Genomic DNA, 19,412 nt, shown 5'->3' on the forward strand with positions numbered 1-19,412 from the left:
ACGGATCGGACCGACACAGTTAGGCGCCTCGTCCGACCCGGTGGAGGCGTGTACCCGCTCGTTCGCGCCCTCCTCGCGCTCGCTGTGGCACCCGTGACCCTCGCCCTCTCGTTCGTCATCGCTCCGGATCCGACCGGAGTGACGCCGGTCCTCGTCGGGGTCGGGGGATCGATCCTCGGCGTCCCGATCGCCTACCGCGCGCTCGCTCGCGCCGAGGCGTGACCGGCGAGTCGCGATCGCCGACACTCGGTAGCTTTTCCGGGCGTCGCGTCGGAGTGACGGGCATGACCGACGACGCCGACGCTGCCGACGGGTTCGACGCACACGCCATCGACGACCCCGCGTCGCTCCCGTTCGCGGCGTTCGCCGCGACGATCGACCACACCGTGCTCGGCCCGGAGACGACGCTCGCGGACGTGGAGCGCGTCCTCGACGAGGCGGAGGAGGACGGCATGAACGCCTGCATTCCCCCGTGTTACGTCGCCGAAGCCGTCGAGTACGCCCCCGACGTGACGATCGCGACGGTGGTCGGCTTCCCGCACGGACACCACACCCCGGCGGCCAAGCGCGCCGAGGCGGAGGACGCCTGGCGCGCGGGCGCCGACGAACTCGATCTGGTGATCAACGTCGGCCGCCTGAAGGCGGGCGACGACGACGCCGTCCGCGGGGAGATCGCCGAGGTCGTCGCGGCGGTCCCCCTTCCGGTGAAGGTGATCGTCGAGACCGCGCTGCTCACCGACGAGGAGAAGCGGCGTGCGTGTGCTGCCGCCCGCGACGCCGACGCCGCGATAGTGAAGACCTCAACCGGGTTCGCAGATGGGGGCGCCACCGTCGCCGACGTGGAGCTGATGAGCGAGTACCTCCCCGTGAAAGCCAGCGGCGGCGTCGGCAGCTACGAGGAGGCGATCGCGATGCTGGAGGCGGGCGCCGTCCGCATCGGCGCCTCGTCGGGCGTCGCCATCGTCGACGGCCACCCGGACGCCTGAGCGTCCTCAACACCCGCGGGCGTGACCGCGGTGGCGCCGGCGATCACTCCAACACGACGACACCGGAGGAGCCGTCGAGGTCGTCGGACGCGACGACGAGCGCCCCGTCCCCGATCGCGAGGGTTCTGACGGGAAGCTCGCGGCGCCACCGCTCCACGTCCGCCCGGTAGGGGCCGACGCCGACGCCGCCGCCGAGCGCGTACGCCCGGAGCGCCCCGCCGACGCCGGCGTACAGCGTGTCGCCCGCGGCGACCGCCGGGGACACCGGAGCGACGCGGTCGACGGCGACGCGCCACCGCCGCGTGCCGTCGGCGGCGCCGAACGCCGAGACGCCCTCCGAGCCCGCGCCGGCGACGAGCCCGCCGGCGTGCACGAGCGCGTCGGTCACCGTCGGCGCGTCCGGCGCGTGCCACTCCGTGCGTCCGGCCGCGGCGCCAGTCGCGAGTCGGGCGATCCCGCCCCCGAAGGTGGCCGCGTACACCGACCCGGGCGCCGCCGTCAGCGCGCGGACGGTTCCGGGGAGCTTGCGGCGCCACAGCGGGACGCCCCGGTGGTCGCCCGCCTCGGTCTCGACGACGTGTAGCTCGTACGCCTCGCCGCCGGTGGTCCCGACGTAGATCCGGTCGTCGCGCGCCGCGAGCGAGTAGACGCCGGTGAACGCCTCGAACGTCCAGCGGGGCTCCCCGGTTCGGGGCGCCAGCGACGCGACTCGCCCGTCCGTGTCGCCGACGATCACCGCGTCGGCGGCGGGCGCGGGCAGCGGCGCGGCCGCGAAGTCGCCGCTCGTCTCGACGCGCCAGCGCATCTCGCCGGTGTCGGCCTCGAAGGCGTACACGAGCGGCTCCGAACGACTCGACGCGTACGCGACGCCGTCGGCGACCGCGACGCCGTACGGCCGGATCGGAACGTGCCAGCGCTCGTCGCCGTCGCGCAGGCGCAGCGCGTGCAGGCCGTCCTCGGCGGGGACGAACACCGTCCCGTCGGCGACGACGACCCGTCCGACCGCCGGTCCCGTCTCCGCGCGCCAGCGCTCGGTGGGCGGCGTGCGCGGCGCGACGGCGTCGGGAACGTAACTCCGCGCGCGCGGGCCGTGCCCCGGGAGCGGCCACTCCGTGTTCGACTCGCGCCCGGGTGAGAAGTTCGTGCCGCGGGAGCCGCCCCCGGCGCAGCCCGCCAACCCCGCGGCTCCGACGGCTGCGAGCCCGGAGAGGAGCCGGCGGCGAGAGGGCATCGGTTCGCCGGATCCTTCGACGGACGGCGTATATCCGTTTCCCATCCGACGGGCGGTACCGATCGAACGGGACGTCCCCCGAGCCGCACGCTCACCTCGAATCCCACACTCACTCTGGACCGCACCCCTTAACCTCGCGCGCGGGTAGATCCGTTCACGCGAATGGCGACGTACCACATCGAGACCTACGGCTGCACGTCCAACCGGGGTGAGAGCCGCGAGATCGAGCGCCGGCTCCGCGACGGCGGCCACCGCCCCGTGGACGGGCCGGCCGAGGCGGACGTGGCCATCCTCAACACCTGTACGGTCGTCGAGAAGACCGAGCGCAACATGCTGCGTCGGGCCGAGGAGCTGTCCGAGGAGACGGCCGACCTCATCGTCACCGGCTGCATGGCGCTCGCGCAGGGCGAACAGTTCGCCGAGGCGGACGTGGACGCGCGGGTGCTCCACTGGGAGGACGTCCCCACGGCCGTCATGAACGGGGAATGCCCGACTGCGACGGAGGGGACCGCCCCCGTCCTCGACGGGGAGGTCGGCATTCTCCCCATCGCCCGCGGCTGCATGAGCAACTGCTCGTACTGTATCACGAAGTTCGCGACCGGCCGGATCGACTCCCCGCCGGTCGCGGAGAACGTCGAGAAGGCACGGGCGCTCGTCCACGCCGGCGCCACCGAGATCCGCGTCACCGGGCAGGACACCGGCGTGTACGGCTGGGACGAGGACGAGCGGAAGCTCCCCGAGCTGCTCGACCGCGTCTGCGACATCGACGGCGAGTTCCGCGTGCGCGTCGGGATGGCGAATCCCGGCGGGATCCACGGCATCCGCGAGGAACTGGCGGACGTGTTCGCCCGCAACGAGAAGCTGTACGACTTCATCCACCTCCCGGTGCAGTCCGGCAGCGACGAGGTGCTGGAGGAGATGCGCCGACAACACCGCGTCGAAGAGTTCCTCGAGATCGTCGAGACGTTCGACGAGCGCCTCGACGAGTGGACCCTCTCGACGGACTTCATCGTCGGCTTCCCCACCGAGACCGACCACGACCACGAGCAGTCGATGGCGCTGCTGCGGGAGATCCGCCCCGAGAAGGTGAACGTCACCCGGTTCTCCAAGCGCCCGGGCACCGAGGCGGCCGACCTGAAGGGGCTTGGCGGCCAGACGAAGAAGGACCGCTCGAAGGAGATGAGCGCGACCAAACGCGAGATCGTCGGCGAGGCGTACGAGTCGATGGTCGGCTCCCGACGCCGCGTGCTCGTCGTCGAGGAGGGCACCGGCGACTCCGTGAAGTGTCGCGACGGCGCCTATCGCCAGGTGATCGTCCAGCACGCCGACGACTACGGCGTCGAACCCGGCGAGTTCCTCGACGTGGAGGTCACCGGACAGAACACGATGTACGCCTTCGGCGAGCCGGTCTGACGCGGCGAACGCCGGCCGCACTCCCATGTCTCGGACGGTCTGGCCGGTTCCACCCGAAGACTGATTCGTTCCCGCCCGTACCTCCGGTCGTGATCCGCGCCCTTCGACAGGCTCTCCGCGACGCCGCGAGCACGGCGCTGGCGGTGGCTCTCGTCGCGGCGCTGCTGTTCGCCGTCGGCGGCGTGTGGCCGCCGATGGTGGCCGTCCAGTCGGGCAGCATGGAGCCGCACATGGAGCGGGGCGACCTGGTCGTCGTCTCCGAGCCGGCCCGCTTCGGCGCCGACGGCACGGCGGCCGGCGTTCGAACCGCCCGCGAGGCGCCGCCCGAAAGCCGGACGTTCGGCGCGCGCGGCGACGTGATCGTGTTCTCATCGCCCGCGCTGCCCGGGACGCCGATCATCCACCGAGCGCACGTCCACGTCGAGCGCGGGGAGAACTGGTACGACGAGGCGAACCCCGAGTATCTTCCGGCCGGCGTCGACTCCTGTGCGGAGTTGACTCGCTGTCCGGCGCCACGGACTGGGTTCATCACCAAGGGCGACGCAAACGGACGCTACGACCAGGTGAACGGCAACTCCCCGATCGTCACCGCAGACCGGATCCGAGCGGAGGCACGCGTCAAGATCCCGCTGCTCGGCCACGTCCGGCTCGCGCTCACCGGCGCCTGAGACCTCGGGTGCCCTCGGAAACGCTCGGGAACACTCGGGGGAGTATCCGGACGCACGGGCGCAGCCGACACCGGTGACGGCGACGGGCCTCCCACCCGGATTGCCGCCGGGTTGATGCCCGATGACAACGTGTTGATACTCATGGGCTCGCCTCGCCGAGAGGGCCTGGCGAACGACCTGGGCGCCGCACGGACCGAGCGCACGCTCCGGGACGTTCTCCACGAGATCCCGGTCGACGCGCTCGTTCCGGCGGGGTGGCGCGTCGGCACCGAGGTGGTACAGTTCCGGGAGCGGCTCCCCGCCGACGGCGTCACGCTCCGCCACCCGGACTACCCGCGCGATCTCGTGATCTCCGAGGCGGGTGCCGGCGACGGCGAGGCGCTCGCGGTCCACGAGCGCGACCGCGTCGTCGGGCGTCGGACCGCAGTCGCGGGGGTTTCGACGATCGACGACGACCGCGGGGAGTTGACGGCGGCGATCCGTGCGGCGAGCCGGCTGGCCGCGCGCATCGAGACGGGCGTCTCGGGCGAGACGACCGTCGACCGGGCGGATCCGTCGGTGTCGCTGTCGGGCGACGACGGTCGGCAGGTGAACGTCTACTGACCGCGCGACTCGAGGGCGGAACCGAGTCGCAGCACCTACCGATCGGCGGCGTCGGGCGGACGGACGTCCGGGTCGGTGCCGCCGGCTTCCTCGGCGGCGATCCGCGCGTCGTCGGCCTCCTTCCACTCGCCGAGCTCTTTCGGGTCCACGTGCACGAACACGTCGTCGACGGCGGCGATCGCCCGGATCGACTCGACCACCTCGGTCTCGATGTCGTGGGCGTCGAACAGCGAGCGCTCGCCCTCGACCTCGATGTGGAGGCTCACGTCGACCTCGGGGCCGACGTAGTGGGCGACCACGTCGTGAGCGCCCCGGACCTCCGGATGTGAAAGCGCCCGGTCGAGGATCTCCACGCGCAGATCCTCCGGCGGCGCCGCGCCGACCAGATAGCCGACGTTGTCGCGGACGATCTCATACCCCGTGTAGAGGATGCCGACGGAGACGGCCACCGCCGCGAGCGGGTCGAGCATCGGATATCCCGCTGCCGCCCCGAGGACACCGATCAGCGCCGCGAACGCGGTGAGCGTGTCGTTGCGGTTGTCGAGGGCGGTCGCGACCAGCGCCGGTGACTCTCGGCGTCGACCGACGCGCACGCAGTAGCGGTACAGGAGGAGTTTCACCGCCCCCGTGGCGACGAGCACCCCGACCGCGAGGGGACCGCCGGTGACGGTTCGCGGCGGGCCGGTCGAAAGCAGCGCCGTGATACCGGAGTAGGCGACGGCGATCCCCGCGACGAACACCCCGGCGGCGACGAACAGCGAGACGAACGGCTCGATACGTTCGTGGCCGTGGGGGTGCTCGAAGTCCGGGGGTTGGGTCGTGAGAAACAGTCCGGCGACCACGACCGCGGAGTAGGCCACGTCCGCGATCGAGTTCACCGCCTCCGACCCCACGGCGAGGCTCCCGGTCACGTACCAGACGACCGCCTTCGCGACCGCCAACAGCAGGTTGGCGATGAGAATGACGACGCCGACCCGACGGACGGTCGCGCGGCGGTCCATACCGGCAGTGGGATCGCGGGCGATGAAAAGCGCTCCGCACCGTGGGCCGGGACGGAGCGGAGACGTGAAGCCCCCGTGGCGACGACGCCGAGATCGGAGGGGCTACGCGGACGAGGACGACTCGCGGATCTGGTTGAGCGCCGGGACCAACACCCAGAACGTCAACGCCCCGAGGATCGCCGTCCAGAAGAACACGTCGTTGAGAAAGATACTGACGGCGTCGAAGACGGTGTTCGGCTCGGGGGGCGCCGCGATCAGCTGTCGGGGGCTCTCGAACGAGGGCGTCCGGTACCAGCCCGCGAGCACCATCCACGCGAGGCCCGCGCCGCAGAACAGCCCGAGGCCCTTGATAAACTCGTCTGCCATTGTCCTACACTTCGTCGTCGTCGTCTTGAGCGTTTCCGTTCTCCACGCCCATCCCGGCCGCTCGAAACCGCGACCCGAGCACGTACACGCCGGCGCCGAACGCGATCGACCCCAGGCCGACGAGCGAGAACAGCGCCGTCAGGACGGTCTCCGGGGGGACGATCCCGACGACGCCCGCGGCGGCCACCACGAACCGCCGCGTCAGCGACACCTGCAGGGTCGCCGCGTCGAGCATGACGAACCCGAGAACGACCGCGACGACCGCCGCCAGCGTCGAGTACGCGGTGACTCGCTTGTACAACGCGATCGGGACGACCACGTCGCGGGCGCGACCCTCGCCGCTCGCGACCGGCGCGTCGGGCTCGGACGTGTCGTCTCGTGTGGTCGCGGCGTCGGCACTCGCCGTCGTCCCCGGCGGACCGTCGTCGGACGCGGCCGCGGTCTCTCTTCCGGGGGACGTGTCGCTCATATGTTCTGGGAGGGGCTCGACGGTACTATGTCCTGCGGCATCGCCCGTGCGAGAGTCGATCGGCGGGGCGGTGCCCTGAACGAGGGGGCCGCTCACGGCACTCACGAAGCAGTGGCGGTGGGAACGGAACGGGCCGGTACCCCTGTGCGGCCGCGAGATCGGGGAAAATCGCAAAGAAGAGCCGGATCCGACGCGCCCGAGGGCGTCTACTTCGGGGGACGCAGGCGGTAGTACCGACGGTTGAGGTCGTACATGTACCCCTCCCGCATCGTCTTCAGCACCGCGTAGGTGATCGCGGCGACGACCGGCGGGACGAGGAACGTCAGGTCGAACAGCAGGTGGATGTCCATCGGCATGAGGTTCTTCACCGACAGCATCGACAGCGTGAACGCGAGGGTCACGCCGAACATGCCGACGGCCGCCCAGAACGGCTGCTCGACGGGCCGGCGCGCGCTCCCCTTGTTGATGAAGGGAACGACGGTGATCGCGCCGACGATGACACCGTTGGCGAGCACGCCGTACGTCCGGTCGGCCATCAGCTTCTGGCCGCCGAGGATGGCCAACTCGGGGTTGAGCGGGCCGAGCTTGAGCAGGCCGAACGACCAGTAGAGGTACCAGTCGGGCAGGATGATCGCCGGCGTGGAGTTGGGGTTCGCCGGCGCGCCGATGTGCGGCGGCAGCGTCGCCGACAGGAACATGATCATCCCGACGAAGAAGCTGGTGAGCGCGAGGTTGCGAACCGTCTCGTGGGGCCACGTCGGGAACGCGAGCACGTCGCGCTCGACGTAGTCGGACTCGCGGCGCAGCGACTCGTCCTCGCTGCGCGCTCGCTCGAAGTACTCGTAGGTCAGCCGGGAGAGCCCCTCGGTGCGCTCCTTCCGCTCGCGCCACGTCGGGGTCTCGTCGTCCGGCGCGACGATACCGGTACCGCCGCCGTCCGTCCGTGGTTCGTCGTCCGTGTTGGTGTTGTCGTCAGTCATTGGTGTATTAGTGCGGCTCCGCGATGCCCTGCACCCACACGATGCCGATGTGGATCGCGATGAGCGTCGTCACCACGAACGGGAGCAGGAACACGTGCAGGATGTACATGCGCTGCAGCGTCGCCTGGCTCAGCGAGAACCCGCCGAACAGGAGCTGCGCGACCCATTCGCCGATGAGCGGGATCGAGAGGCTCATCTCGACGCCGATCTGGCCGGCCCAGAACGCCAGCTGGTCCCACGGCAGGAGGTATCCGGAGTAGCCGAACACCATCGTCAGCGAGATGAGCACGATGCCGAGCAGCCAGTTCAGCTCGCGCGGCTCCTTGTACGCGCCCGTGAAGTAGACGCGCAGCATGTGTAGGAAGACCGCGGCGGTCATCACCTGCGCGGACCATCGGTGGATGGACCGCAGCATGAAGCCGAACTGGAGGTCGCGCATGATGAACGCGATCTGGCTGTACGCGATCGACGCCTCGCCCGGGCCCGCCGAGCCGACCGCCGGGACGTAGTAGAATCCCAGTAGCGCGCCCGATATCGCCGCGACGACGTACGCGAGCGTACTGAAGAAGCCCAGCGTGTACAGCGCGTACCAGTACCAGAACTTGTTGTCCAGGTCGTACTGCTCCGTGTGCGACTTCGGCATCTGGAGGTTCGACCGGTAGTACAGCGACTCCAGCAGTTCGAGGTAATCGACGATGCGGAGACGCTTGTCGACCCAGATGAGCGCGGTGAGGAACGTCGCCTCCACCGGCGTGAGGTCCTTGCTCTCGAGCCAGTTCTTGTGGTCGTACTCGTCTTTCTTTTCCAGACTCATCGTCTCACCGTTTGTAGTAGGGATAGACGGCGCGTTTCACCTGCTCCCACGCGTCGCCGCCGAGCGTCTCACCGTCCACGTCGTCCCCGCGGATGTACAGGTCCTCCCACTTGCGACGCCGTTTCTTCACGATCACGACGTCCGGGAGGAACTCCTTGCGGTACAGCGCCAGGATGAACGCCAGGTCGATGAATATCACCGCGAGGATGCCGCCGAGGAACATGTTCCCCGTGTCCGAGAGGCCCCAGCCGTTGACGAGGCCGTAGGTGAACATGAACACGAACACGACCTCCACGACCGTCAGGAGGACGATCGCGATGGCCGCGGCGGTGCTCTCGCGCGCCGGTTCGTAGCGGTGGATATCGCCGTAGGTTGATCCGGTACTTGACATCGGTTACCTCCCCGTCCCCGTGTGTGCGGACTCCCCGTACTTCACCAGGTAGAACGTGAATATCACGCTCATGATGATGCCGAGGATGGTCGCCGCGCCGACCCAGTGGGCCTGGATGGCGACGCCCAGATCGTGCAGTTCCTTCGGACCGCCGCCGCCGCCGCCGGTGGACACGGTCGGAACGTCGCCGCCGACGGCGATGGCGCCGAGCATCCCCAGCGCCTTGTGCGGCTGGCAGAAGTACTTGTAGATCCCGCCGGTGTCGAACGTGACCGAAAACGAGAAGCCCTCGTCCTCGAGCGGTTCGTGGCCGGACACGCCCGCGTCGGAGGGTTGCTCCTCGAACAGCACGTTGTGGCCCCCGGAGGCCCACTCGAACGTGACGGTCGTCCCGGTGTCGATCCACAGGTCCGTCGGCAGGTACGCGAGGCCCCCGCCGCCGCCGACCTCGACGGTCACCTCGGACTCGCCGCGGGCGTCGAGGTACTCGCCGCCTTTGGCGCCGTCGGTGTAGCCGCCGAAGTCGGGCCGTTGGCCGCCGCCGCCCTCCTGGGCCGCGGCGGTGCCGGCCGTCGCGGTCGCGCCCGCCCCGATGGCGGCCGTCGCACCGCCGGCCTGTCGCATAAAGTCCCGCCTCTTCATGGGTGTTTGAGGGTCGGGGTTGGGCGCGCATAAACCCACCGACCTCTCGGCCGGCGCGTTGCCCATACAACGGCCCGCTATCCGTCGGTTTCGGGGCCGCTCGGGTCTGCGGACGCGCCGACGGACTCCCCGGCGTCGTCCCCGGGTGACACGCTCGTGTCGAGGGACCGGGATCCCTCGCCACGGGCGGCCGCGAGCGCCTCCTCGGCGACCTCCTCGAACGGAACGAACTCGGCGTCCTCGCCCGGGTCGGTGATACCGGCCGCGCGGAGTCGGTCCCGGTACTCCTCGGCGCGGAACCGGTCGGACAGCCTGGCGTTCGCGACCAACCCGAACAACAGCACTCCCAAGATGAGGAAGAACCCGCCCATGACGGGCGCGACGATCGTCTCGACGCCCAGGAACAGCCACGCGACGAACAGCCCCAGTCCGCCGAGGATCTGCATCGCCGCGACCGCCTGGATCATCAGGTTCCCGAACTCGCCGGTCCCTCCCTCGACCTCCTCGGGCGTCGGAAGCTCGTACGCCTCGGGCGGGTCGCGGACCTCGTAGGAGTCCATCGAACACAGCGCCACGGTCGGTTTCACGTCCCTGAGCACCGTCCCCTCCCCCTCGACGCTGCCGTCCTCGTAGACGACCGCCCATCCCTCGTCGGAGTAGGCCACCACCGACGGCGGGTCGGTACGCCGGTCGAGCACCGCGAACACCTCCCGGGACGCGATCTGGTTTCGCAGGTCCCGTTCGACGCGGTCGAGCAGATTCCGCCCCGTGATCCACGCGTCCGGGTCGAACGCCGCGTTCCACTCCTCGGCGGTCATCTCGGCCATGTCGGCCGGGCCGAAGTCGTCGAAGTCGTACTTCTCCTCGACTTCGGCGCGAAGCGCCTCGATGGAATCGTCGGCGGCCCCGTCGTCCGCCGATCCGGAATCGACGGCGCGCGCACCCGTCGGCTCGTCCGAGGCGTCGGTCATCCTCCGGACGTCGGTGCTGTAGGCGCATAAGCGCCGCGACGTTCGGCGGCGAGCGAGGCGAGCGAGCGTCGCCGCCGCGAGGATGCGCCCGCCGTCGGAGGGCTTAGGGAGTCCCCGCCCCGAGAGCCGGACGGATGGTCTCCGATGCGACGACGGCGACGGCGGCCGCGGCGATGGTGACCGCGAGTCTGCCGTTTTACCTCTACGGGGCGTGGATCATGGTCGGACGAGACCAGGACCACGTCACCTGGGATCGACTCATGCGCCACCTTCGGATCATCGTCCCGGGGTTGGTGCTCAACACGATCCCCGTCGCCCTCTGGATGGCGCCGCGGCTGCTCGACCAGTTCGGCGGCGTCGCCGCGCTGCACGCGTTTCTCGGCCTGCAGGCGTACGCGCTGCTCGCGTTCGGGCTGACCGGCATCGTCCGGATCTTCCAGGTGAAGCGCGACGCCGACCTCTACGACCTCGAGGACCCCAACACGAGCCTCAACGACCTCCACGAGAACATGGCCGCCTGGCGCGGGCGCCTGCGGATCGGCGTGTTCGGGTACGTGCTGTTCTGGCTGTTCGCGTACGTCGTCGGACTGTACCGCTACTACGGACTGTACATCGCGTGAGACGATAGCGAGGCGGAGTCGTCTCGTCGCTCCGTCACACGCCGCCACGGGTGCTTCAAGTCGGCCGAAGCCGACGGCCGTTCGGTTCGACCGCGAAAGTCACCACGGCTCGCCGCTGGCGAGGTCGACGTCGGCGTCGGCCCGTTCGGACGGGCAGATATCCGCGAGCACGCAGTCGTCGCAGTCGGGACTTCTGGCCGTGCAGGTCGCCCGCCCGTGGCTGATGAGCAGGTGGGTGAGCATCCGCCAGTCCGGTTCGGGAACGATATCGACGAGGGCCGTCTCGATCGCTTCGGGACGCTCCTCCTCGGTGATCCCGAGGCGCCGCGAGATGCGCCGGACGTGTGTGTCGACGACGATCCCCTCGGTCACGTCGTGCGCGTGCTGGAGGACGACGTTCGCCGTCTTCCGACCGACGCCGGGGAGGTCGGTCAGCTCGCTCATCGTGTCGGGGACCTCGCCGTCGTGCTCAGCGACGAGGATCTCGCCGATCCCCTTCAGGTAGCCGGCCTTGTTGTTGTGGAAGGTGATCCCGTAGATGTCCTCCGCGAGCTCCTCCTCGCTCGCACCGGCGTAGTCCTCCGGGGTGCGATATTTCTCGAACAGGTCCACACAGACCTCGTTCACCCGCTCGTCGGTGCACTGTGCCGAGAGGACGACCGCGACGAGCAGCTCCAGCTCCGTCGAGAAGTTCAGCGAGATGTCCGTGTCGGGGTACTCCTCGTAGAGCCGATCGAGCACCTCGACGACCTGCGCCTCGCGCGAATCCAGCGGCGTTCCCATAGTCTCTTCTGCGGTGCCGCGGGCTTCAACGGTTCGGACCCGGGCGACCGACCGTGGCGCCGCCGGCGGGTATCGACGGACGTCACGGACGCCGCGGCGCCCCCGCCGTCGAGGGGAACGACTTAGTCGAGCCCCCCGAATCGAGGGACATGAACATCGATCTCGGCTCCCTCGATCACGAGTCGTTTCGCGCGGCCGCCGGCACCGTCGCCGGCTACGGTGCGATCCTCGCAGTCATGACGCTCCTGTTGTTCGGCGTTCCGTACCTCCTGTTCAGTCTCTGAGCGTCACCGTTTTGACGGTCCCGGCGAAGTGACCGGTATGGACCGCCAGCAGCTGCTCGCGTTGTTTCTCGTCGGCCTGATGGTGTTCTCGTCGTTCGCGTACGCCGTGTCGTTCCTCTGACTCGACTCAGTACAGCGGCTCCGGCTCGTCGTCCTCGACGGGCTCGACGCCGAGCGCGTCGGCGATCGCCTGCAGTTCCGGCTTCGAGAAACTCCCGGTGTCGGCCCCGTCGTTCGTCTCGGCGATCCCGACGGCAACCCTCACCGCCGCGCGGGTCGCCTCGTTCGTCGACCGGTGGCGTGCGGGGACGTCGAGCGCGTCCGCGACCGCCGCCAGCTCCTCTTTGGTGAACGTCGCGGTCGTCTCGCGCTTGAACCGGCCGACGCCGTCCCGGATGCCGTTGCGGATGTCGTGAACGGTGAGTGTCATGGCGGGAGATCGACCCGAGCGGTCAAAACGTCGCCGGCAACGGACGCGACGACGAGCGGTCACGTTCCACGCGATGTTTCCGAACCGGGACGACGGGACGTAACCGGCCGGTTCGGCGCACGGTGTCGAAGCGATCGCGTCAGCGGGGGTCGGACGGGACGTCCTCCGCGTTCGCCCCGGCGGTCCGCCGGGTCATCGTGATCCGTGGGCCCGCTCGTCGTCGCCGACGCGCGACCCCTCGATCACCGACGCCCGTCCGGTTCGGTCGGCTCGTAGACGTGGACCCAGCCGTCGCTCCCGATGTTGACGAGGTACTCGGCGTATCGGAACTCGACGCGCGCCGTCCCGTCCCGAGTCCCCGCGTTCGTGTCGGACCCGAAGAACGCCCGTTCGATCCCGTCGGCGTCGATGACGTCGTACAGCGGGGGTGTCAGTTCCGTCGGGTCGCCGTCACCGATGGCGAACGCGATCGCCGTCGCGAGTTCGCTCTCGCCGCCGGGTTCGTACAGCCGTCGCGCGACGTGGTTCCAGCGGACGGCTTGACCGAGCGTCGGCGTGTTGGGGGTCCCGGGACCTCTCTCAGCCATCCGTCTCACCGACCGGGGTACCCGGTGGGACCGAACTGCCGGTCGTCAACCGCCGAAACGCGGGGCCCATCACCGGGCGGCTCCGTCGAGAAGCGAGAGCACGCTCTGTTCGAGTTCGTCCATGTCGGGCGTCTCGTACGCGTCTTCCGTCTGCCACTTGTAGCAGATGTCGTGGGACTCGTCGAGCGTTACGAGCGCTCGTTTCGGAACGTCCCGGTGGTAGTCCCACTCGTCGTACATCACGTCGAACTGCTCGATTACCTCCCCCTGAGTGTCACTCAGGAGCGGAAAAGAGAGGTTGTACTCCTCAATGAACCGCTTGTGAGCGTAACACGAGTCCCGGGAGATGCCGAGTACGTCGACGTTCTCAGTGAAGGAGAGCCACTCGGCGTCGCGAAATCCGCAGATCTCCGCGGTACAGACGGGACTGAAATCGAACGGATAGAACACGAGCACCGCCGCCCCGCCGGCCGTGTGGTCGCTCAACCGGTACTCGCTGATCTCGTCGCCCTCCGTGCCCGGCAACGAGAAATCGAGGCTTAACTCGGTAGATCTGCTCATACCGTATCCCCGTTTCACCGGACCATGCCCCTGTGGGATGGCCCACAAGGCTATTTATATCTCTTATGAATACTGATACGATGTCTCTCGGAATCCAGTTACTACCCGACTCGTGATTCGTCCGGGGACGTCGGGTAACGCCAGTACAAAAACAGTCTCCGATGGAGCGTCGTAGCCCCGAGAATAGTCCCGGGCGGATTCGAACCGCCGTCGAGGGCTCCAAAGGCCCTCATGATTGGCCACTACACCACGGGACTGCGTACTCGCCCGTACTGGACCGACGTACAATAGGATTGCCTTCCGCACTCGTCGACCTCGCCCGACGACCGACGGTATCCGATCGGCCATCTGGCTCCCCTTAGGCTTCGGGGACAGACGGCTCGCACTCACAGCTAGCGAAGCGAAAGCCCACCCGTGTACTCCCGCCGAGTCGCCGAGACGGGACACGTTCGATCGAGGAGGCGGCGCACCCGCGCGGTCAGTCGGCCGGGTTCTCCGACTCGACTTCCGCGAGGTACTTGCAGGCGTCCGTCTCGGCGTCGAAGCAGTCGGGACACTCCGAGGAGCGGTCGATGATTGTGTCGAGGCGCTCGGCGACGGTGTCGTCGATGACCGCCTCCAGCGAGCGCGCCTCCGCGCGGAACTCCTCGACCTCGAGGACGTTCGCGAGGAACCGCTCGATGATGCAGTAGTTCGACAGCGCCTCGCGGGCCCGGACGATCCCCTCGTCGGTGAGCGAGACGCCCTTGTACTTCTCGTGTTCGGCGAGGCCGCGCCCCTCGAGTTTGCCGATCATCTCGTTGGCGGAGGCGGGGCTCACGTCGAGCGCGTCCGCGACCGCGCCCGTCGAGGCGGGGCCGTCCTCCATCTCCTGGACGAGATAGATGGCTTTCAGGTACTGATCTGCCGTGTTCATCGTTATCGCCGCTCCATGATCTCCGTTACCTCCTCGACGCCCGCTTCCTCCTCCGCGCGGATCCCCCGGAGCGTGTCGAGCACCCGGTCGCGGTCGACGGAGAACGACGAGTCGCTCCCCTCGATCGCCTCGATGAGGTCGTCGTAGAACTTGTAGGCCGTCTCCTCGTTACACAGCTGGTCGTACAGCACGCCGTCGAAGTCCTCCGGCTTCGTCTTCCCGTACTGCGCCTCGACGAGCGCCTCGATCTCCTCGTAGGAGACGGACTCGGCGTCGAGTTCGCCGATGAGCGCCTCGAGCCGGTCGCGGTGGTCGGCCGACTCCTCGGCCGCGTGCCGCAACAACGCCTCGATCTCGGCGTCGCCGTCGCCGACCATCTCACGGTGGTGCTGGGTCGACCGCGCCTCCACGACCTCCTCGAGCACCACGCCGATCTGGAGGAGCCGGGCGAGCTGGTGATCGGAGGTGACCCGCTGTCCCACGCTCACGGGCGATCACCCGTCGGCGTGACGGCGAGGGCCCCGTCGCCGATCGGTTCCACGGTCATCGATTGGGCGTCGGAGGACAGCGACCGTAAGCCTTCCCCTCGCCCTCCGCGGGTGCCGCCACCTCCCGAAGCCCGCACCGTCCCGACGCCGAACGCTCAAGCCGGCCGGCGTCCAACGGCCCCCGATGGCAGCCCCGAGCGACGAGCAGTCGGCGACGACGACCCCGGCCAGCGACCGCCGCGAACGGGTGGCGCTCGCGCTCGTCGTGTACGCCGTGTTGCTCGCGCAGACGCTCGTGTATCCCGGCGTCGACCTGCTCACGGCCGAGTTCGGCGGACGCGGCGTCGCCGGGCCGACGCTGTTTCTCGCCGTCGAGTTCGCCGCCTTCGCGCTGTTTGCCGGCCCCTGGGGGACGCTCTCCGACCGGCTCGGCGAGCGGCGCCGGCTGGTCGCGGTCGCGGCCGGCGGCGGCGCGGCCGGCTACCTCGCGCTCGCGGCCGTCGCCGGCGGCGGACCGTCCTTCCTGGCGGCGCTGCTGCTGCGGGGGATCCAAGGTGCGATGACCGTCGGCGCGCTCTCGCTCGCGATCTCGGCGCTCGCGGACCGCTCGGGCGGCAACGGGCGGAACATGGGCGTCGCCGGCATCGCGATCGGTCTCGGGACCGCGACCGGCGCGCCGCTGGGCGGCCAGCTGTTCGAGATCGGCGCGACCGTCCCGCTGTACGCCGCCGCCGGACTGCTCGGCATCGCCGCGGCGGGGTCGCTCGCGATCCCCGATAGGCCGCCGGCTCCGACGCGAGCGACGGGGGACGGTCCGACCGCCGACGCCGCCACCGATGCCGCCGCCGGCGACGATGGCAGCCACCCCGACCACGGCGGACTGACGGCGCTGCTCTCGGGTCTGCGGGATAGACGCGAGCTCGCCGTCCCGTACGCGTTCGCGTTCGCCGACCGCCTCGTCGCCGGCTTCTTCGCGCTCGTGGGAACGCTGTACTTCCGCGAGGCGTTCGGGCTCGGACCCGGGGCGACGGGGCTGCTGCTGGCGGCGTTTTTCGCGCCGTTCGCGCTGCTGCAGTACCCGTTCGGCCTGCTCTCGGACCGGATCGGCCGGGTTGTTCCCATCGGTGCCGGGTCGGCCGTCTTCGGCCTCGCCGTGATCGCGGTCGGCTTCGCGCCGTCGGTGCCGGCGGTCGCCGCGACGATGGTCGTCGTGGGCGTGCTCGGCGCGCTGATGGCGCCGGCGACGCTCGCGCTCGTCGTCGACCTGGGGGGCGAGGACGGCCGCGGCGCCGCAGTCGCGGGGTTCAACGCCGCCGGCAGCCTTGGCTTCCTCGCGGGGTCGCTGGTCGGGGGCGCCGTCGCCGCCGAGTTCGGCTTCGCCGCCGCGTTCGTCGTCGCCGGCGGGAGCGAGTTCCTCCTCGCGGTGGCGACGCTGCCGGCGCTGGTCCGGCTGGGTCGCCGGAGCGGACGGACGGCGGTGTTCAGCGGCGGCGACTGAGCCGGACAGTAACTGAGCGGCGGCGGCGACTGAGCCGGGCGACGACCACGTCGGACGACGACAGTGGCCGGCGGCGGCGTTCGGCAGGCAAGGCTGATGCCCGAGGCCGTCGACCGTCCACGTAACCGATGCCAGACCGCGAGTACGACGTCGTCCTCTGGGGCGCCACCGGGTTCACCGGCCGGCTCGTCGCCGAGTACCTCGCCGACAGCTACGGCGCGAGCGACCTCGACTGGGCGCTGGCCGGGCGCAGCGAGGAGCGACTCGCCGGCGTCCGCGACGAGTTGGCCGCCCGCGACGACGCCCTCGCCTCGCTCGACCTCCTCACGGGCGACGCGTTGGACCGCGAGAGCCTCGATCGGATCGCGGCACGCACCGCAGTGGTCTGCACGACCGTCGGTCCCTACGCGAAATACGGCTCCGACCTCGTCGCCGCCTGCGTCGAACACGGGACGAACTACTGCGACCTCTCGGGCGAAGTCCACTGGATGCGCCGGACGATCGACGAACACCACGAGCGTGCTCGCGAGACCGGCGCGCGGATCGTCCACGGCTGTGGCTTCGACTCGGTGCCGAGCGACCTCGGCACGCTGTTGCTCCAGACGCACGCAGACGAGGAGTTCGGGACCTCCTGCGACGAGGTGCGCGGGTTGGTCTCGATCCGCGGCGGCGCCTTCAGCGGCGGCACGATCGCGAGCATGGTCGAACTGTACGAGGCCGCGGCCGAGGACCGCGAGGTCCGTCGCCTCCTCGCCGACCCGCGTGCGCTCGACCCGCCGGAGAGCCGCGACGCACCGGCCGAGCGGCCACAGCGCGGGGTACACTACGACCGCGACGCCGACGCGTGGACCGCGCCGTTCGTCATGGCCCGGATCAACGAGCCGGTCGTCAGTCGCTCGAACGCGCTCCTCGGGTACGCCTGGGGGCACACCTTCCGCTACGGCGAGGCGCTCGGGACGGGAGACGGCGTCGGCGGCCTCGCCCGTGCCGTCGCGCTCGCCGCCGGACAGGGACTGCTCGCGGGCGCCCTCTCGGTCGGCCCGATTCGCGAGGCGCTCGACCGCCACGTCCTGCCCGACCCCGGCGACGGCCCCGATGCGGAGACGATCGAGGGAAGTTCCTTCGAGGTCCGCCTCCGAGGGACGGGCGCCTCCGACGGTCATCCCGGCGGCTTCGCCGTCGAGGCAACCGTCCGCGGCGACCGCGATCCCGGATACGGCTCGACGTGCCGGATGCTCGGCGAGTCGGCGGTGTGTCTCGCCAGAGGCGAGGTCGACTCCCCCCATGACGGCGGCGTGCTCACCCCGGCCTCGGGGATCGGCCTGCCGTTGATCGACCGGCTGGAGGGAACCGGCGTGTCGTTCGAGGTTGAGACGGTCGAGGACGGCGACTGACTCGACGGCCCCGTGGCTCGGAGGGAGTCGTCGTCGGTCGCGAAAACGCCGGGCGGGTTCGAATCTGGGCCGCGAGTGTCGCGAACGCCTCAGTCGAGGCGCGCGACGATCAGGTCGTCGATGTCCTCGCGGAGCTCGTCGACCTCGACCTCCTCGAGGACGGGCACGAAGAAGCCCTCCACGAGCATGTTGCGCGCGGTGTTCTCCGAGATGGCGCGGGAGGTCATGTAGAACAGGTCCTCCGCGTCCACCTGCCCGACCGTCGCCGAGTGTGACGCCTCGGTGTCGTGGTTGTGGATGATGAGCTTCGGCGAGGCGTCGGCCTCCGAGTCGTCGCTCAACATCAGCGTGTTCTCGCGCTGGTAGGAGCTGGTGTCCCACGCGTCGCGGCCGACGTCCTGCACGCCCTCGTACACCGAGCGCGCCTCGTCGTCGAGCACGCCGCGGGTCACCAAGTCCGCGGTGGTGTGCTCGCCGTTGTGCCACACGCGGGCGTTGATGTCGAAGTGCTGGTCGTCGTGGCCGAAGAAGGCGCCGACGATCTTCGTCTCCGAGGAGTCGCCGTTCAGCTCCGTCTCGATGTCCGAGCGGGTGAGCCGGGAGCCGATGTTCCCCTCGATCCAGTCGATCGTGGCGTACCTGTCCGCGTCGCCGCGCTTCAGCGTGAAGTCGTACACGTCCTCGTCGAGGTCCTGAAGCGAGCCGTACTGGACGTACGCGTTCTCGCCCGTGACGACCTCCACGAGATTGCTGAAGTAGCGGTCTCCGTCGACGGCCGAGCCGTTGGAGATCCGCTCGAGGATCGTCGCGGAGGCGTTGTCCTCGGCGACGACGAGCGTGTGGCTGAACAGCGAGGTGCTGTTCATCTCGGCGCGCACCTTCACGTCCTCGGCGTCGACGCCCTCGGGGACGTAGATGACCGTGCCCGTGGTGAACAGCGCCGTCGACAGCGCGGTGAGGTAGTTCGTCTGCGGGTCGGTGACCGAGCCGAAGTGCTCCTCCAGCAGCTCGGGGTGCTCCTCGAGCGCGGTCTCGAAGTCGAGGACCTTCGCGCCCTCCGCCGAGACGCGCTCGGTCTCGTCGCGCTGGTCGAGGGGGTCGACGATCGACTCGTAGTCGAGGCCCTCGAGGTTCGTCCAGCGGCGACCGGGCGTCTCGATGACGCTCGGCATGTCCAGTTCGTCCAGCGCCGACAGCGCCTCGAGGCGCGTCCGAAGGAGCCAGTCCGGTTCGTCGCGCTCCTCGGAGATGGTTCTCACCGTCTCCTCGGAGATGCTTGCGGGTAGCTGTGTGCTCATTATGTGTGGTGAATGGGT

At 69.7% G+C, this 19,412-nt stretch carries 25 protein-coding genes and 1 tRNA gene; 9 read left to right on the forward strand and 17 right to left on the reverse strand.

What is annotated here, in order from left to right; genetic code table 11:
• The first annotated feature begins 48 nt into the window (after window positions 1-48).
• On the forward strand, window positions 49-222 hold the full coding sequence (locus K6T25_RS02855; RefSeq protein ID WP_222916345.1) for a hypothetical protein: 174 nt from the start codon (window positions 49-51) through the stop codon (window positions 220-222).
• A 62-nt stretch (window positions 223-284) separates the two neighbouring features.
• Complete coding sequence (gene deoC, locus K6T25_RS02860) at window positions 285-986, forward strand: deoxyribose-phosphate aldolase (RefSeq protein WP_222916347.1); 702 nt, start codon at window positions 285-287, stop codon at window positions 984-986.
• Window positions 987-1,029: 43 nt separating this feature from the next.
• Here the strand turns inward: deoC and K6T25_RS02865 are convergent, their stop codons facing one another.
• Window positions 1,030-2,217 carry an outer membrane protein assembly factor BamB family protein gene (locus K6T25_RS02865; protein WP_222916349.1) on the reverse strand — a complete coding sequence of 396 codons (1,188 nt, stop codon included), beginning with the start codon at window positions 2,215-2,217 and terminating at the stop codon, window positions 1,030-1,032.
• Between the two features lie 162 nt (window positions 2,218-2,379).
• Here K6T25_RS02865 and K6T25_RS02870 point away from each other — a divergent pair, with 162 nt between their 5' ends.
• The 3 genes from K6T25_RS02870 to K6T25_RS02880 all read left to right on the forward strand — a co-directional run bounded on the left by K6T25_RS02870 (window position 2,380) and on the right by K6T25_RS02880 (window position 4,901).
• Window positions 2,380-3,630 (forward strand): tRNA (N(6)-L-threonylcarbamoyladenosine(37)-C(2))-methylthiotransferase, encoded by a 1,251-nt coding sequence (locus tag K6T25_RS02870; RefSeq protein ID WP_222916351.1) that lies wholly within the window; start codon window positions 2,380-2,382, stop codon window positions 3,628-3,630.
• 89 nt (window positions 3,631-3,719) lie between these two features.
• Window positions 3,720-4,298 carry a S26 family signal peptidase gene (locus K6T25_RS02875; protein ID WP_225917790.1) on the forward strand — a complete coding sequence of 193 codons (579 nt, stop codon included), beginning with the start codon at window positions 3,720-3,722 and terminating at the stop codon, window positions 4,296-4,298.
• Window positions 4,299-4,439: 141 nt separating this feature from the next.
• Window positions 4,440-4,901: a hypothetical protein gene (locus K6T25_RS02880; RefSeq protein ID WP_222916353.1), complete on the forward strand. Its 462-nt coding sequence runs from the start codon at window positions 4,440-4,442 to the stop codon at window positions 4,899-4,901.
• A 35-nt stretch (window positions 4,902-4,936) separates the two neighbouring features.
• Here the strand turns inward: K6T25_RS02880 and K6T25_RS02885 are convergent, their stop codons facing one another.
• The 8 genes from K6T25_RS02885 to K6T25_RS02920 all read right to left on the reverse strand — a co-directional run bounded on the left by K6T25_RS02885 (window position 4,937) and on the right by K6T25_RS02920 (window position 10,535).
• Complete coding sequence (locus K6T25_RS02885; protein ID WP_222916355.1) at window positions 4,937-5,902, reverse strand: cation diffusion facilitator family transporter; 966 nt, start codon at window positions 5,900-5,902, stop codon at window positions 4,937-4,939.
• 102 nt (window positions 5,903-6,004) lie between these two features.
• Entirely contained in the window at window positions 6,005-6,268 is a 264-nt protein-coding gene (locus tag K6T25_RS02890; protein WP_222916357.1) for a DUF7314 family protein, read from the reverse strand.
• Window positions 6,269-6,272: 4 nt separating this feature from the next.
• Window positions 6,273-6,737, reverse strand: a complete 465-nt coding sequence (locus K6T25_RS02895; protein ID WP_225917791.1) for a DUF7315 family membrane protein — start codon at window positions 6,735-6,737, stop codon at window positions 6,273-6,275.
• A 206-nt stretch (window positions 6,738-6,943) separates the two neighbouring features.
• Complete coding sequence (locus tag K6T25_RS02900) at window positions 6,944-7,717, reverse strand: cytochrome b family protein (protein ID WP_222916359.1); 774 nt, start codon at window positions 7,715-7,717, stop codon at window positions 6,944-6,946.
• A 7-nt stretch (window positions 7,718-7,724) separates the two neighbouring features.
• Window positions 7,725-8,531 (reverse strand): cytochrome b, encoded by an 807-nt coding sequence (locus K6T25_RS02905; protein ID WP_222916361.1) that lies wholly within the window; start codon window positions 8,529-8,531, stop codon window positions 7,725-7,727.
• Between the two features lie 4 nt (window positions 8,532-8,535).
• Window positions 8,536-8,922, reverse strand: a complete 387-nt coding sequence (locus K6T25_RS02910; RefSeq protein ID WP_222916363.1) for a DUF7318 family protein — start codon at window positions 8,920-8,922, stop codon at window positions 8,536-8,538.
• Window positions 8,923-8,925: 3 nt separating this feature from the next.
• Window positions 8,926-9,564: a plastocyanin/azurin family copper-binding protein gene (locus K6T25_RS02915; protein WP_222916365.1), complete on the reverse strand. Its 639-nt coding sequence runs from the start codon at window positions 9,562-9,564 to the stop codon at window positions 8,926-8,928.
• A 77-nt stretch (window positions 9,565-9,641) separates the two neighbouring features.
• On the reverse strand, window positions 9,642-10,535 hold the full coding sequence (locus tag K6T25_RS02920; protein ID WP_222916367.1) for a DUF7319 domain-containing protein: 894 nt from the start codon (window positions 10,533-10,535) through the stop codon (window positions 9,642-9,644).
• Window positions 10,536-10,669: 134 nt separating this feature from the next.
• Between K6T25_RS02920 and K6T25_RS02925 the strand changes: the two genes are divergently transcribed.
• Window positions 10,670-11,155: a DUF7321 family protein gene (locus tag K6T25_RS02925; RefSeq protein ID WP_222916369.1), complete on the forward strand. Its 486-nt coding sequence runs from the start codon at window positions 10,670-10,672 to the stop codon at window positions 11,153-11,155.
• Window positions 11,156-11,254: 99 nt separating this feature from the next.
• Here K6T25_RS02925 and nth read toward each other — a convergent pair whose 3' ends face one another.
• Window positions 11,255-11,938 (reverse strand): endonuclease III, encoded by a 684-nt coding sequence (gene nth / locus K6T25_RS02930; protein ID WP_222916370.1) that lies wholly within the window; start codon window positions 11,936-11,938, stop codon window positions 11,255-11,257.
• A gap of 149 nt (window positions 11,939-12,087) precedes the next feature.
• Between nth and K6T25_RS15655 the strand changes: the two genes are divergently transcribed.
• Window positions 12,088-12,222, forward strand: coding sequence for a hypothetical protein (locus K6T25_RS15655; RefSeq protein WP_275671158.1), 135 nt, complete (start codon window positions 12,088-12,090; stop codon window positions 12,220-12,222).
• 127 nt (window positions 12,223-12,349) lie between these two features.
• Here K6T25_RS15655 and K6T25_RS02935 read toward each other — a convergent pair whose 3' ends face one another.
• The 6 genes from K6T25_RS02935 to K6T25_RS02960 all read right to left on the reverse strand — a co-directional run bounded on the left by K6T25_RS02935 (window position 12,350) and on the right by K6T25_RS02960 (window position 15,204).
• Window positions 12,350-12,652, reverse strand: a complete 303-nt coding sequence (locus K6T25_RS02935) for a hypothetical protein (protein ID WP_222916372.1) — start codon at window positions 12,650-12,652, stop codon at window positions 12,350-12,352.
• 242 nt (window positions 12,653-12,894) lie between these two features.
• Window positions 12,895-13,122 (reverse strand): HalOD1 output domain-containing protein, encoded by a 228-nt coding sequence (locus K6T25_RS02940; protein ID WP_425600886.1) that lies wholly within the window; start codon window positions 13,120-13,122, stop codon window positions 12,895-12,897.
• Between the two features lie 186 nt (window positions 13,123-13,308).
• Window positions 13,309-13,800, reverse strand: coding sequence for a redoxin domain-containing protein (locus K6T25_RS02945; protein ID WP_222916376.1), 492 nt, complete (start codon window positions 13,798-13,800; stop codon window positions 13,309-13,311).
• 184 nt (window positions 13,801-13,984) lie between these two features.
• Window positions 13,985-14,057, reverse strand: a tRNA-Gln gene (locus tag K6T25_RS02950).
• Between the two features lie 221 nt (window positions 14,058-14,278).
• Window positions 14,279-14,716 (reverse strand): metal-dependent transcriptional regulator, encoded by a 438-nt coding sequence (locus K6T25_RS02955; RefSeq protein WP_222916378.1) that lies wholly within the window; start codon window positions 14,714-14,716, stop codon window positions 14,279-14,281.
• A 2-nt stretch (window positions 14,717-14,718) separates the two neighbouring features.
• Window positions 14,719-15,204, reverse strand: a complete 486-nt coding sequence (locus tag K6T25_RS02960; protein ID WP_222916380.1) for a ferritin-like domain-containing protein — start codon at window positions 15,202-15,204, stop codon at window positions 14,719-14,721.
• A 184-nt stretch (window positions 15,205-15,388) separates the two neighbouring features.
• On the opposite strand from K6T25_RS02960, the gene K6T25_RS02965 reads away from it, so the two are divergent.
• Entirely contained in the window at window positions 15,389-16,702 is a 1,314-nt protein-coding gene (locus K6T25_RS02965; protein WP_222916382.1) for an MFS transporter, read from the forward strand.
• A 128-nt stretch (window positions 16,703-16,830) separates the two neighbouring features.
• Window positions 16,831-18,096 (forward strand): saccharopine dehydrogenase family protein, encoded by a 1,266-nt coding sequence (locus K6T25_RS02970; protein ID WP_222916384.1) that lies wholly within the window; start codon window positions 16,831-16,833, stop codon window positions 18,094-18,096.
• 89 nt (window positions 18,097-18,185) lie between these two features.
• On the opposite strand, the gene sufD is transcribed toward K6T25_RS02970, so the two are convergent.
• On the reverse strand, window positions 18,186-19,394 hold the full coding sequence (gene sufD / locus K6T25_RS02975; protein WP_222916386.1) for a Fe-S cluster assembly protein SufD: 1,209 nt from the start codon (window positions 19,392-19,394) through the stop codon (window positions 18,186-18,188).
• Window positions 19,395-19,412: the final 18 nt, after the last annotated feature.

The sequence above is a fragment of the Halobaculum rubrum genome (assembly GCF_019880225.1).
Lineage (GTDB): Archaea > Halobacteriota > Halobacteria > Halobacteriales > Haloferacaceae > Halobaculum > Halobaculum rubrum.